8 protein-coding genes are annotated in these 13570 nt (G+C 60.0%); 2 read left to right on the top strand and 6 right to left on the bottom strand.

The genetic code is table 11. The annotated features are described in order from the left end of the window. Positions 1-2 precede the first annotated feature (2 nt). Genes bcor_RS00360 through bcor_RS00350 form a run of 3 tightly spaced genes read right to left on the bottom strand, consistent with a single transcriptional unit; the run spans position 3 to position 6168 of the window. Positions 3-1094, bottom strand: coding sequence for an alpha/beta fold hydrolase (locus bcor_RS00360; RefSeq protein ID WP_033498598.1), 1092 nt, complete (start codon positions 1092-1094; stop codon positions 3-5). A gap of 11 nt (positions 1095-1105) precedes the next feature. After that, complete coding sequence (locus bcor_RS00355) at positions 1106-3436, bottom strand: YhgE/Pip domain-containing protein (protein WP_033498599.1); 2331 nt, start codon at positions 3434-3436, stop codon at positions 1106-1108. After that, positions 3433-6168 carry a YhgE/Pip domain-containing protein gene (locus bcor_RS00350; protein ID WP_081870285.1) on the bottom strand — a complete coding sequence of 912 codons (2736 nt, stop codon included), beginning with the start codon at positions 6166-6168 and terminating at the stop codon, positions 3433-3435. The genes bcor_RS00355 and bcor_RS00350 overlap by 4 nt, the downstream gene beginning before the upstream one ends. Positions 6169-6473: 305 nt before the next feature. Between bcor_RS00350 and bcor_RS00345 the strand changes: the two genes are divergently transcribed. Further along, the gene (locus bcor_RS00345) at positions 6474-7175 is read left to right on the top strand and encodes a MerR family transcriptional regulator (protein ID WP_033498600.1); all 702 of its coding nucleotides are present in this window, start codon (positions 6474-6476) and stop codon (positions 7173-7175) included. Positions 7176-7293: 118 nt separating this feature from the next. Here bcor_RS00345 and bcor_RS00340 read toward each other — a convergent pair whose 3' ends face one another. Next, complete coding sequence (locus tag bcor_RS00340) at positions 7294-8541, bottom strand: MFS transporter (protein ID WP_033498601.1); 1248 nt, start codon at positions 8539-8541, stop codon at positions 7294-7296. Positions 8542-8796: 255 nt separating this feature from the next. Here bcor_RS00340 and bcor_RS00335 point away from each other — a divergent pair, with 255 nt between their 5' ends. Next, positions 8797-9387 (top strand): winged helix-turn-helix domain-containing protein, encoded by a 591-nt coding sequence (locus tag bcor_RS00335; protein WP_051875555.1) that lies wholly within the window; start codon positions 8797-8799, stop codon positions 9385-9387. A 48-nt stretch (positions 9388-9435) separates the two neighbouring features. Here bcor_RS00335 and bcor_RS00330 read toward each other — a convergent pair whose 3' ends face one another. Both bcor_RS00330 and bcor_RS00325 read right to left on the bottom strand, forming a co-directional pair. Next, on the bottom strand, positions 9436-10770 hold the full coding sequence (locus bcor_RS00330; RefSeq protein ID WP_202961032.1) for a chloride channel protein: 1335 nt from the start codon (positions 10768-10770) through the stop codon (positions 9436-9438). Next, positions 10767-13289: a S9 family peptidase gene (locus bcor_RS00325; protein WP_051875554.1), complete on the bottom strand. Its 2523-nt coding sequence runs from the start codon at positions 13287-13289 to the stop codon at positions 10767-10769. Before bcor_RS00325 ends, bcor_RS00330 begins: the two co-directional genes overlap by 4 nt. Positions 13290-13570: the final 281 nt, after the last annotated feature.

The following is a 13570-nucleotide window of genomic DNA, read 5'->3' as shown; positions in this document are numbered from 1 at the left end:
GCCTAGTCCTCCTCGTCGAGTTGGCAGGGCTCATCCAGGAAGGCGAAGATACGGTCCAGATAGGGACCAAGAACCGCGTTCGGCATCTGGTAGAGCTCGTGCATGCTGTCGGGTATCTTCACCAGCTCGGCCTGGCAACTTCCATCTCGCACCTGGGCCACGAACCGTTCCTGTGGTGAGGGAAGAACGAAGCGGTCGTGCTGAGCCTGGAACACCAGCAGGGGTGACTCCACCTGCCCACACTGGGATGGCCTCAGGACCGCCCTGCTCAGTTCCAGGCTCTCCCTTACCCAGCCGAAGGTGGCCGCGCTGGTCTGGAAGCGGACCTGGTCCCGCCTTTGCCGCTGGGTCCAGGCCACCCGGGCCCGGCTTCCCCCGGGGTAGTTGTCCATGTTGATCTCCGGGTTGAAGGGACCGAATCCAGGCGCCATCCGCCTGCTCCACCCCATCAGACATGCACCATTCGCCGCACCCCAGGCCACAGCGGGCATGAGCCCTGTTCTGGGAACAATCATCGGTGAAGAGAGGATGGCCTTGTCGATCATGGCAGGGAACCTCGCCAGGAGCCGCGCCCCCACACCGCCACCCATGGAATGGGCGTACAGGACCAGGGGTCGGTCACCTGCATAGGACCGCCCCACCTGGGAGCAGAAGGCCGCCAAGTCGGCCACATAACGCTGCCAGTGATCCACCCAGACCAGATTGGGATCGGAGACGCCCCGCCCAGAGAACCCGTGCCCCCAGTGCTCCAGGATGCAGACCGAGTACCCCTCCATCAGGAAGTACCAGGTCAGCTCCTGGTACTTGTCGGCGAACTCCGTGAACCCGAAGGAGATGACCACCGCACCACGGCAGCGGGCCTGGCAGGGTTCCGAAGTGCGGTCCTGGAACTCGCCCCGGTCGTAGCAGACATAGTGAAGAAGCTCATCCGACCCGTACCGATCCCGGTCCGCCTCATCCACCAGGATGCCGCCCTTCCCCGAAGCGCTTTGGGAGGTCATCCACCCTTCGTGGCGGCAGAGGGCAATATCCGGCAGGACGGTATCCTGCATGATCCGGTCATACCGTTCCTCGTCAATCAGATCGACGGTCATGGCTCAACCTCCTACATGAGCTTGGTGCTCTCCAGGTTCCGAACAATCCAGTCGTTGAAGCGAATCACGGGCTTGCGCAGAAGAAGGCCCAGCAAAAGGGAGGGAACCAGGAAGAGGGCCAGGGCACCCATCTCCCTCCAGAACTCCATCCCGTAAATACCGGCCACGGCGGATTGCATGGCCCCGATGGCGTGGACGAAGGGAAGGAACGGGTAGACCCCCTGGAAGAAACCGGGCAGGGTCTCCATGGGGAAGGTACCGCCCGAGCCGGCCACCTGCATGACCAGGAGGATGACTGCGATGGCCTTGCCGATATCGCCGAAGGAAACCACCAGGGTATAAATCAGGTTCATGAAGACGAAGGAGGTGAAAATGGCCACCACAATGAACAGGAGCGGATGGACGCACTGGACCTTCAGATAGAAGAGGTCACCCAGACCAATCAGGCATCCCTGAAGTACGGACAGGAGGGCGAAGATCGCGAACCGACCGAAGTACTCCTGATAGAGTTTGAGCCCGAAGCGCCGGGCATTGCCCGGAGACTCGGGGCGGAACTCTCCCCAGGGGTGGGGGTCGCCGGGGTCGGCCTCGTCTGCATCCGCCCGATTCCAGGCGGCCTGCAAGGAGTCGAGGTGGAGCACGGACGCCTTCTTCCTGTCGGAGATGGCAACCTTCATCATGGCCGCGAGAATCGTGGCACCCACCCAGATGGAGAGGACGGTATAGAAGGGGGTCATGGCCGACCCGTAGTTCATGACCGGGAAGACGGCATGACGGTTGACACCGACCGGGGAGGCCAGGAGAGAGGCCAACGTGTCCGAATCGCCGGCCAGGAGAGACTTGACGCTCTCGGCATCCTGACCCTGGTAGGCCTGCGTCAGGTGGCCGCTCAGGTCGGTCAACCGCTTCGCGGCCTGGGCAAGCCGCTGGGAAATGCCGGTCAGCTGGTCCTTGGTATGGCTGATGTCATCGGCCATGGAGCCGGTCAGGCCCGAAGCCCCCTTGATGGTGCCATCCAGGCCGGTCAAGAGCTGGCCTGTAGAGCCGACCACGGTATCGACGGCCCCCGCCAGGTCATCCAGTCGCGGCTTCAGATCCTTCCTGTACTGGTCGCGTACCTGGTCAACCGAGGAACGGGCCTGGCTGATTCTGTCCTTAAGGCCCTGGTGGAGTTCATCCAATTTGCCCGAACCGTCCCTGACCGCCTGCGAAGCCTGGCTGATGTGGTCGGCCAGGTCGCGCTGGGAGGCCTGGGCGGTGCGCATGTTGGCCTGGGCCCGGTCGATGGCATCCAACAGGGCCTGGCGCTGGGCGGGAGTCAGACCCGCGTCGGATTGAACAGAGTCCCGCAAGGCATCCAGGCTGGCAATCAATCCGTCATAGTCGGCGGCCGAGGCGTTGACCCTGTTGCTCAAATCGTCCAACTGACCGCTGACCGCAGCACTCTGATTCCCTACCTGGGCAAAGGCGTCGTCAATCTTGGAAGCGATGGTGTCATAGGCTCCGGAAGCCTGGTCCAGGGCTGTATTGACCGAGTCGGCCGAGCCGGAAAGGGACTTCCCCAGGTCCTTGGTGCCCTTGACTCCCTGGTTCAGGGACTTCCTGGTCTGGGAAAGGGCGGAGTCGGACTGTCCCAGAATCCTGCCGGTGGAGTCGATCATCTGTCCCGACGAGTCCAGCAGACCCGCGTAGGCGTTCACCTGATCGGATGCAGTGGCCAACCTGCCTGATATCTGATTGATGTGATCGGTGGCCCTGTCCAGATAGTCCTGGGCCTGGGGGCTCTTGGAGTATGTGAATACCTGGCTGGCGAGGTCAATCCCCACCTGTCCCACGGTCTTGACGAAGGTCTTGTCGATGGTGGTGGCCACCGTATCCGCACCCTGCTCGGTGACATGAGGGGCGATGGCGTTCTTTTTCTCGTTCAGATAGTACTCAAGCTTGGCATGTTCCATGTCGGGCGAGAACAGGGTCATCATATCCGCACTGAAATCCTTGGGGATGATGATGGCGGCATAGTACTCACCTGAGCGCACCCCATCCAACGCCTGGTCACGGTTGACGAACTTCCAGTCCAGCTGGTCGTTTGCCCGCAGGGTGCTGGTAACCGTCTCCCCCACGTTGATTTTGACCGGAATCAGGTCGGACTTGTACCCCTTGTCGGTATTGGCCACGGCCACCTTGATGGCCTTGGTGTTCTTATAGGGGTCCCAGCTGGCGGCGATGTTGAACCAGGCGTAAAGGGCCGGCACGATAACCAACCCCATCAGAACTATGATGGCGATGACGTTGCTGGTGGCATCAGACAGGTCCTTGCGCAGTATCCTCCAGATGTTCTTCATCGGTTCTCACCACCTTCGGATTCCTCAAAGCCCCTGTGGTCCGGGCCCGAACCGCCCGTGCTCCCGGGTGCGCCCTCGGAGGCGCCGCCCTTTCCCTGGTCCGTTCCGACCCCGTCACGTCTCCGGATGGATTCGTGGGCGGCAGCAGTCAGCCTGGTCGTGGCGGTGTCTCCTGCTCGGCGCCCACGGGCCGCGGGCAGAATCAGGGAACGGAAGTCGTCACCGGACCTCTCGGTCATACCAAGCTGCTGAACATAGCTGTCACAGATGTACTCGACAACAATCAGATAGGTATCGATCAGCACGATGGAGGCGATGCAGGCGATCAGCATGACAATCTTGGCCTCGGTGCTGAAAAGGAGGATGAGGAAGAGAACAGGCAGGAGAACCAGGGCCAGGCCCGCCCTGATCAGGGACGGATAGATTGACAGGAAGCGATGGGCCCGCTGCCGCAGAATCGCATGGTAGCCTTCCTCACCGCCGCCCATGAAGGCCCGGGCCAGGTTGCCGAGGTTCAGTCTCCGATCGGCCGAGTGGTTCTGCTCGGTCAGCATCAGGTCGGTGGCGCCCAGACGCCGGTCGAAGAGGGCATTCAGGTTGAGGAGGTACCGCCGCACCACCAGACCAATCAGGAGGGCAACCGGCAGGTACCAGAAGACGTGGAGCATATCCACCCAGTAATGGGACCCGTACATGCCGCCGATGGTCTCCCTCATGGCATTGATTCCGTAGGTGAAGGGGAGCCAGGGATTCAGGTTCCGGAAGAAGTCGGGCATCATTTCAATCGGATACATACCCGAGGAACCCGGAATCTGCAGGATGACCAGGACCACGGCCAGGGCCTTGCCGATGTGACGGAACGAGGCGGCCAGGGCGTAGATGATATTGATGTAGACGAAGGAGGAGAACACCCCGGCAAGAACGAAAAGGAGGGGCTGCTGGCACTGGACGCCCAACATCAGGTCGCCCACCGTAGCAATCAGGGCCTGGAAGAAGCCAACGAAAACGAGGAGGAGCCAGCGACCCAGGTAGGCCTGGGTGGCGTTGCACTTGCCGATACCCTCCTTGTCGACCTCCAGCTTATAGATGGCGATCAGAATGAAACCACCCACCCAAAGGGCCAGATTGGTATAGAAGGGTGCCACCGAGGACCCGTAGTTGCTGACTGGGTAGACCGTATGGGTTTCCAGTTCCACAGGGGTCGCCATGGCCTTGCCGAACGACTCGGGGTTCAGACCAAGGGTCTGGGATATCCGGTTCCAGGCGGCTGAGGACCCCAGGGCAGCCACATCGGTACGAACCACATCCAGATCCGACCTGACCGAGGCCAGTGAGGTCTTGGTGGTTGCCAGGGTGGTCTGGGCCTGGCCGATGGTCGAATCCAGCTGGTCAAGGAGGGTCGATGTTTGAGCGGCTGTGGTCGACAGGCTGGTCAGGGCACCCTGGAGGGAGCCGTTGGAGGCGTTGAGATTATCCAACCCCGTAAGGAGATTGGGCATGGTGGTTCCGGTCAGTCCACGGCTGGCCGTTGACAGCGCCGCGATGCCCGTATTGCCGGTACCAGTCATGGCCGAGCTCAGGTCCGACGTGGCCTGCTTGCCCGATTTCAGGGCGGCCGACGAGTTCTTCCTGAAACTGTCCAAAGAGGATTTCTGCTGTTGGTTGGTGGTCTTCAGACTGGTGATCTGCCCCTGGATGGTGTCATACACAGGATCTCCCGGTCGCAGTCCGGAATGGTCCAGACCGGACTGAAGTCCATCCACTGCCCTCCCGTTGGCATCGACCAGCTGCCCAAGACTCGAGTTGACACGATCAACCTTGTCCTGGGTGGTGTTCAGGTCAGCGGTGATGCCGCCGGCCACCGTGTTCACATCCGCAATCCCGTTCGACAGGTCTGTCGTGCCGTTGGCCAGAGCCTGGTTCAGAGCGGTGGAAAATCCCAGACTGTCATCCCGAACCTGGGTCATGGTGCCCTGGGCCTTGCTCAGGGTGGTCTGGGTTGAGGCTATCTGGGCCTGCAGATCCTTGATGTTCTGCTTGGAATCCGCCACTGTCTGCCGAGCCTGGCCCATGGTGGAGTCGATCCGATCCAGCTGCGCCGCCATCTGATCGATCTGGTCGATGGTCCGCCCCAGATCACCCACCACCTGGCTCCTGGTCTGCTCGGCCGCCCCTTGGGCATCGCCGGCCGTCTCCAGCACCTTCCCGGCCAGGGCGTCACTGACCGCCGAGATGAAGACCGTATTGATTTCCTGGTCGATTGTGGAGGCCCCCGTATCGGTCACCTTGGGGGCGATGGCGTTCTTCTTCTCGTTGACGTAATAATCCAGGGCGGGTCTGCTTCCGGTCCCCTCGACCACACCGACCAGGTCCGAGCTGAACCGTTCGGGAATGATGATGGCCGCGTAGCAGCGACCTGAGTTCACCTCGTCGATGGCCGCCTTGTCGTCGTCCATGAACTTCCAGCCGAGGCTCTTGTTGTCCCTCAGCTCCTCGATGACCGACCGCCCCGCGTTGAGCTTGCCCGTCTGGGCCGACTGGGCACCCCGATCCATGCTGACCACTGCCACGGGGAGCTCCTTGGTATTGCTGTACGGGTCCCACAGGGCCATGATGTTGAACCAGGCATACAGCGATGGGAGGATGGCCACGCCTATGGTGACCACCAGGGCCACGGGATTGCGCAGTATCCTCCAGAGGTCTCGCCTGAAGATGGCCAGTATGGTCCTCACCGCCAGGCACCTCCTTCTCAATAGTCCGATCCGGTTCCCGACAGGGTGTTTCCTGCCGCCAGGTCCGCCAGCGGTCTCGCCCCGCCCGAGTATAGCCACCCTGCCTTGATGCTTGTCCGGGTCAGCTCTTCGTGAATCCTCAAACGGGCCCCGCCGCCTCGTTTACATATCCATGCCTATTCGACACTAGGATGGCAAGGCGGCACGAAACATGCAACAATAGTGACTTCATCTTATGCATTCACAGCGTTTTTACCGTTTGACCACGCCGTCATGGGGGATGACAAGTTCTTGAAGGAGTGTGTATGAAGCTGGCTGAGCTCTCACGCCGCAGTAGGATTTCGGCAGCCACAATCAAGTATTACCTTCGTGAGGGGATGATGCAGCCGGGGACCAAGGTGAGGGCCCGGCTCAGCGAGTATGACGGATCCCACCTGAAACGACTGGACCTGATCGACACACTGATCCACGTCGTCGGGTTGTCGGTCAACCAGGTCAAAACCATCCTCTCCGCCGTGGATGATCCCGATATGAGCCTGGGCGACGTCCTGACCAGGGCCGCCGTTGCCCTCCCCTCCTATGACAGCAGGGCCAAGAGGTACTCGGAAAAGGACGACAGGGATAAGGACGAATTCGGGGAAAACCAGATTGATAAGGAAACCGAAGCGGACAGGGACGAGCGTCTGAAACAGATTCGTGAGGACCTAAAAACGGTGGGATTCGAGGACCTGCCGGACCTGCCCTACGTACGACAGCTTGAAGATGCCATCGATGCCGCCCGCAAGGCTGGTATCCCCTGGGGCCGGGATGAACTGGCACGCTTTGCGGACCTTGCACGGGAGGTTGCCAAGGTCGACTTCTCCCTTGTGCCCTGGCCCAAGCGCGAGGACAGCATCACGGTCTCGGTCCTGGGCATGGTCATGACCGAACCAATCCTGATTGGCCTGCGCCGCCTGGCCCACCTGCAACTTTCCAAGGATCTCCCCCGGACGACCGAGCTGTCCTGAGCCTTCTGCAAACCGTATGTAGCGTCAGGCAGCAAGCAACCGGATACTTGCTGCCTGCTATCGCAAAATCGACTTCCACGGATGACAAGCCAGGGGTCCGCTTGTCATCAAAGACGGCTTACAAAACAGCCTCTTCCCATTGCGCGGAACTTGGTATTTGCCGAATTGAGCGTGATGTCAAAATCATCAAGGTGCCCAAAAAGAATGTGGAGGAAAATACAATAACTGTTGCGCGGAACCTGATGGCCGTAAGCAGGGTTCCCGCTATAGCACTACAGAACGCCGCTGCCATTTGCGATGGAGCCGTAAGAGTAACACCAATTCTGCCTTGCATCTGGTTTGGGGCTTTCGCAAAAATGAAGCCAACAAGCAAAGAGTTAATGATTGGGAAGGGAATACCAATCAGAGAGTTGCAGGTGATAATCACAAGTTGATTCCCCGACACGACCATGGGAATCATAAAGAGACTGATGCAGGCAAAAGCCAGACACACACTCTTGCCGACAGGTGCGGTATTGCTGATTTTGTTTGCAATGAGCGATCCGGCAATCATACCAAGGCAAATTCCGGCGCCAACGAGACCGATGTAGGTGGAATTTACTCTCTTTCCAGTCAGATCGAGCTGGATGGCATATTGAATTCCATTGATGCCGAAGCTGGCAAGACTGGCAGCGCTGACGGAGAGCACCACGGTCTTACGCTTCAGCGACCACTTCCAGCCCGACAAGAAGTCTTGACCGTAGGACTTCCTATCTGATTGAGTCTTCTCGATCTGCTGATTGCCGGTTTTTAATCCAAAAGCAGCAATTCCGGCGATGGCGTACATGAACGATGCTGTGAAAAACGGGAGCATCGGATGCAGCGAATAGAGAAATCCACTGAGTGGGCTGCCGGTCATATTGACGGTTGAGTCTCTTCCTTCGTTGATGCTTCTGGCCTTCGGGTAATTGCGGACACCGATAATTGACCGAAGCATGGCATCTGTCGCACCCCCCAAGAACCCGTTGATCGCCGATGCAGTCACTGATAGCACAATCAGAACCGTAAAAGAGAGATGGTTGACCAAACCCAGAATCGCAATGGTTCCCCATAAGACGAATCCGGCCAATGCGTTGAAAGCAATCAGCCTTTTCCTATCGTGGCGATCTATATATGTACCGCCGAATATGCTCAAGCCCTGCTGAGCCACCAATGAAAGTGTTCCGAGCCAGCCTGCCGACACCAGCGAACCGGATACAGAATAACCAAGCAACGATAAAGACAAGGTTTTGATGGAGAGACCGACAGCGGAAGCGGTGTCCGCTGTAAACCAGGATAAGTACTCCGGATTTTTCCAGAAGGACTCTGAGCGCGTGGATTCGGCCATCAGTTCACTCTTTCAGGGGTTAGGGAGAAGCCGGTCTCACTCACTGCCAGGTGTTCCATCAACAGTATGGAAGGAGTCTCATCAATACCTCTCGCGGAAGGGTCTTATTACCTTTTCCGTGGCTTCCTTCTTTCCGTATGGTGTGCTGCTCGCCTTATTGGATTGATATGAGAATAACACGTACAAACTATTTGTATAACTTATTTGTACAACTTGCTTGCTATGGTTCTCGAGGGAAAGAGAGGAGCTTTTCTTATGACTCAAGAAGCATCCGCAGATGAAAAGTCTGAAATCCCAAGAGCTTCAAACAGCGAAACACTTAAAGTCCTAGCCAACCCCATCAGGATGAGGATTCTTGGAGTCTTGCGAGTCAAGGGAACGCAGAACGTCGGATCTATAAGCAGCTTCCTTGGGGAGGCGCCAGGCGCAATAAGCTACCATCTCTCTCGGCTGGCAAAAGTTGGACTCGCAGAAAAGGTACGGAACGCCGAGCAAGATAAGAGGCAAAGCTGGTGGAAGGCAAGCCAGACTGCAACACTTGTAGAGTCCTCAGACAGGGATGATGCCACCGAGGAAGAAGCAACAGATCTCTTTAGGCGCTCGGCAGCACTGGCATATGAGCAAACCTACGAACGCTATCTAGACGCATTGCCTGATCTTCCAAAGGAGTGGGCCAGCGCAGGCGTAAGCAGTGATTCCGTATTGATGCTGACACCCGATCAGATGAAACAGATGAATTCCGAGCTTGATGCCGTCGCAAGGAAGTGGGCGAAGAGAGGTGCCGAGCAGCTACCAGGGGCCGAACAAGTGGCCCTGATTGTACAGGCTTTCCGCTGGATTCCGTAAGGGCTGCGGTACAGATGGGCAGGCTGAACCGTCTGACTCGGTTCGCGCCTACGCACCCTTACGAAGAAGGCGGGATACAGCCACTGACAGGGCCACGGCAAACCCCAGTGGCATAAAACCTCCGACCGGGAGGTGGCAGACCTCCATCAGCATGGACATAGCCATCAAGGGAGCCGATTGAGAGGCCGCCAGCAGAGCAGCGGCACCAAGTACGGCGCACTGCCAGAGGGGCAGACCCGGGAACCACCAGGACACGACCAGTCCCATGGCTGCACCCAGGCTGGATCCCAGAGCGATGGAGGGGGTCAGGGTGCCACCCGAAGCACCGGCCCTGATGGTGGCAGTGGTCAGAACAGCCTTGGCCAGAGCCATAATCAGCAAAGCGCATACCGGAATCAGGAGAGCTACCAGAGAGTCTCCCGAAACGGCGTGCTGACTCATGCCCACCTGGGCCAGGGCCCGACCGTTGCCCATGACCTCGGGCATCCAGATGGACACCAATCCGGTCAGGAGGGCCACCCCGGTCAGTTGCCAGATGATGGCAGGCCCCGTGGTGCGGTGGTTCTGAGCCCACGTGGTCAGCCAACGGAAACCGGCACCAGCCAGACCCATGACCGGACCGGCCAAGAGCACAAAAGCCATGAACCAGGGGGAAAATGAGTCATGCCCCACCAGGTAGTAGGAGTCGAACCCCTTGATGGAACCCCCGACCAGGGTGGCCAGGCACGACATGGACAGGGTGACCATGACGGCGGTCATATCAACCCCGGTCAGGAGGACTTCTATACCGAAAAAGGTGCCGGTCAGGGGGGCTATATAGATTCCCGCGAATCCAGCACCTGCCGCGGCCGCCACCAATAGGGACCTGTCATCCTTACGCAGTCCCAAGCGGGATGCCGCCCTCCACCAGATACCACCCAGCATGGCTCCGGCCTCACGAGGAGCCACCTCACGACCGATGGAACCCCCCGTGGCCACCAGGAAAATCTGGGTCAGCACATGCAGAACCGTCTGCCAGACGGGCATATCGGCACCCTTGACCGCCTGACCGACCGAGGGCACCTTACGGGTCCGGTTACGCAAGAACCACCAGATAAGAGAGGCAACCAGGCCTCCGATAAGGACTGATGCAACCCGCCGTAGAGTGGGCACCTGCGAGGGGGTGGAGACCCCCGGGGATTCGACGAAGCCAAGGACGGTACGTTGTATCCACTCGAAAAAGAGGGCCAGTAGGCCCGAAGACAGGCCCACCAAAGACCCCAGAACCAGGACCGATAAGGCAAGACCCCAGAACCTGGGCAGGGAACGACCGACCTGCGGGGGGTCAATGCCTCCCCGGCGGTCCGCACCGAACTCTTCCCGTCCCTGCATCGCTTGGGTCATGGTCTCGAATCTAACGCCAGGGCCTTGTAGAGGAAGTCCCTCTGGAGGACCAGCAGGTTCCTGGCCACGGTCTCATCATTGGTCATATGGGTGATTCCGGACAGGGGAAGGACCGTATGTTCCCTACCGGACGCCATCAGGGCCCCGGACAGGCGCAGGGTGTTCGCCACGGACACGTTGTCGTCGGCGAACCCATGAATCAGCATCAGGGGCCTACGCAGGAGTGGTGCGTCATCGATGATGCTGTTGCGCCGGTACACCTCGGGATCCAGACCCAGATAGCGCTCGGTGTAGTGGGTGTCGTAAAGGGTCCAGTCGGTGGGAGGAGCGCCTGCACAGGCCGCGTGAACCTGGTCGGGAGCCCTGAGGACGGACAGGGCCGAAAGGAAGCCGCCGTAGGACCACCCAATCATGGCTACGTGGTCCAAATCTGCTTCTGGGGCGAAATCAGGCAGGGCCTGGAGGGCCTCCAGCTGGTCATCCAGGGTCACCTGGGCCATGTCTTCGAATATCGCCCTGTCCCAGGCGGGGCCGCGACCCGGAGTACCGCGTCCGTCGGCGGTCAGGACCAGGAAGCCCTGGTCGGCCCACCACTGGGACTCCCAGTAATAGGCCTGATTGAAGAGAACCTGCTGTGCTCCCGGCCCCCCGTACGGTTTCAGGAGTACAGGCAGGTGCTCCGCCCCGGCATAGGGGCTGGCGGGCGAAGGATGGACGATGGCCCCGAAGAGCCCATGGGCACCCATCCGGACGAAGTCGACATCGGGGGTGAAACCGGGCTGGCTGCTGTGGTCCGCCAGAACGGCACTCCTTGCTCCCAGACTGTTCAGATGGCCGGGGTCGACCTGATCACGCCCGACCGCAGCGGCCTGGGTGTCGGCCCCGGGAATCCCCCCGGGGGTTCCGCCCGTCATGGCCTCAACCGTGGAGGCGGGACCGTCGGAGGCCTTCCTCCGGTCATCGGTGATCAGTCCAAGTCCATCCACTCCCAGCCGGTCCAGACAATCGTCCTCGCCCAGGTAGCAGTGCTTGATCTGACCATGGGACGAGGCCATGGTATGGCACTCGACCACGACACCCCGTCCGGCCCGGGAGGCCGTCCAGAGGCCCGGCAGCCGGTTGAGCACATGGACGCTGCCGTCATAGCCCAGACCCATCAGGTCGAAGCTGCGGGGATCGGTGGAGACAATGGCCAGCACGTTATCCGGCCCGACCGATATGACCCGCCTGATCTGACATCCAGCCGGAGAGAAGGCCTTTCCGTTCACCTGCAGGCGGGTGGTATCGCACTGGGTATCGATCAGGGCATCCACCAGCCCGCCGTCGGGGCGGTAGGCCGGCAGTCCTTCCACAATGTCCAACCACTGATTGTTGCTGTGTGCCCCCAGTTCACGGGTCGGCACACGGGATACCCCTTCGGGGGAGAGACGGGGGACGCCGCCATCCGAGACCTCTACCAGATCCTGAGAGGCCCCATCGGTTCCATTCTCGCGGGCCGGAATCTCAATACCCAGAATCCTGTCTTCGGTCTGTCTGCGGTTCTGAACAAGCAGAAGGGGTTGATGCCCATCCTGCCAGCGGACCACGGCCAGGTATTCGAAGGCCTGGTGATCCCAGTCCACCTCACCTACCCGGACGGGGCGCCCTTCCTGGTTCAGACTCACCAAGGCCAGCCCCACCCGGGCATTTTCCGTCAGAGCCTGGGGGTAGCGCCTGGCTTTAGGGGCTTCCTGGGGATTTGCGGGATCGCTGACATACCAGATCGGCTCATTCGAATCATCAGTATGCTCCACCAGGAGGGCATCGGAATCGGGAGACCACCAGAATCCCTGATACCGGTCCATTTCCTCGCCGGCCACGAACTCCGCCAACCCCAGGGTCATCTCATCGCCGGCATCGGCACCCAGGGTCAGTACGGGGAACTCCTGGTCAAGTCCAGTCTCCTGACCAATCAGGACCATCATCATGGAGGAGCCGGTGGAATAGGCCACCTTGGACCCGTCGGGCGAGATGGTCGGGTTGAGAATGGCCTGATCAGCATAGTGCCGGGACCCATCGGCCTCCATCCGCCCCAGGGTCCTGGTCGAGGCACTCAGACCGTCCTGGGCAATCCGAACCAGCCAGAGCTGCCCGCCCAGGGTGAAAACCACCCGGTCACCGGACCGGTCAACGCTGTAGGAGACGATTCCCTCCCCGCCTTCACGCGAGCGCTCACGTCTGGCCCGTTCCTCCGCAGGCACATCCTCCACATCGGCATCAGCAAGGAGGTTACGGGGGTCGGCCAGGAGAATCTCGTGGTGACCACCATCCTTGTCGAAGGAGGAGAGCCATAAGGAGGTCACCAGGTCCTCCGCCCCGTCGGAGCGCAGGAAGAGGGCGCGGGAGCCATCTCCAACGGCCCTGGCCGACCGGGGCGCACCAAGGGTGAACCGCAGTGTCCGGGCCTTCATACGCGGGAAGTCCTCTATTGCCGAGACGGGACCGGAATCCCGTAAACCAGGGTTCTCCTCTTCGACCATGCTCTCTCTCCTGCCGGATGTCTTGCACGGTCCTCCCATCGGGCCATGCATCTGGTCTGATGATAGGCGTCCACTTCCCCAAAGGGGAATCTCGATATCAGCACCACCACGGCCACCCCCGCCCGGATATCCGCCCCGGAATCCGCATGAACCCTTGCAATACCGACCTTTTCAAAGACCGGTCTCGGCTGGTTTCATTGAAGAATTTGCAAGTATCCGCGGGCACATCTGCTGCCCCGCCCACGGTCACGTACTATAAAGGAGTTATATAGAAAGGGTTA

It is taken from the genome of Bifidobacterium coryneforme (assembly GCF_000737865.1).
Lineage (GTDB): Bacteria > Actinomycetota > Actinomycetes > Actinomycetales > Bifidobacteriaceae > Bombiscardovia > Bombiscardovia coryneformis.
This window is presented reverse-complemented; position numbering and strand designations above follow the sequence as displayed.

Excerpts from the sequence above, each read along its gene's own strand:
- bcor_RS00360 (WP_033498598.1), bottom strand. The coding sequence starts at position 1,094 with ATGACCGTCGATCTGATTGACGAGGAACGGTATGACCGGATCATGCAG.
- bcor_RS00355 (WP_033498599.1), bottom strand. The coding sequence starts at position 3,436 with ATGAAGAACATCTGGAGGATACTGCGCAAGGACCTGTCTGATGCCACC.
- bcor_RS00345 (WP_033498600.1), top strand. The coding sequence starts at position 6,474 with ATGAAGCTGGCTGAGCTCTCACGCCGCAGTAGGATTTCGGCAGCCACA.
- bcor_RS00340 (WP_033498601.1), bottom strand. The coding sequence starts at position 8,541 with ATGGCCGAATCCACGCGCTCAGAGTCCTTCTGGAAAAATCCGGAGTAC.
- bcor_RS00335 (WP_051875555.1), top strand. The coding sequence starts at position 8,797 with ATGACTCAAGAAGCATCCGCAGATGAAAAGTCTGAAATCCCAAGAGCT.
- bcor_RS00330 (WP_202961032.1), bottom strand. The coding sequence starts at position 10,770 with ATGACCCAAGCGATGCAGGGACGGGAAGAGTTCGGTGCGGACCGCCGG.
- bcor_RS00325 (WP_051875554.1), bottom strand. The coding sequence starts at position 13,289 with ATGGTCGAAGAGGAGAACCCTGGTTTACGGGATTCCGGTCCCGTCTCG.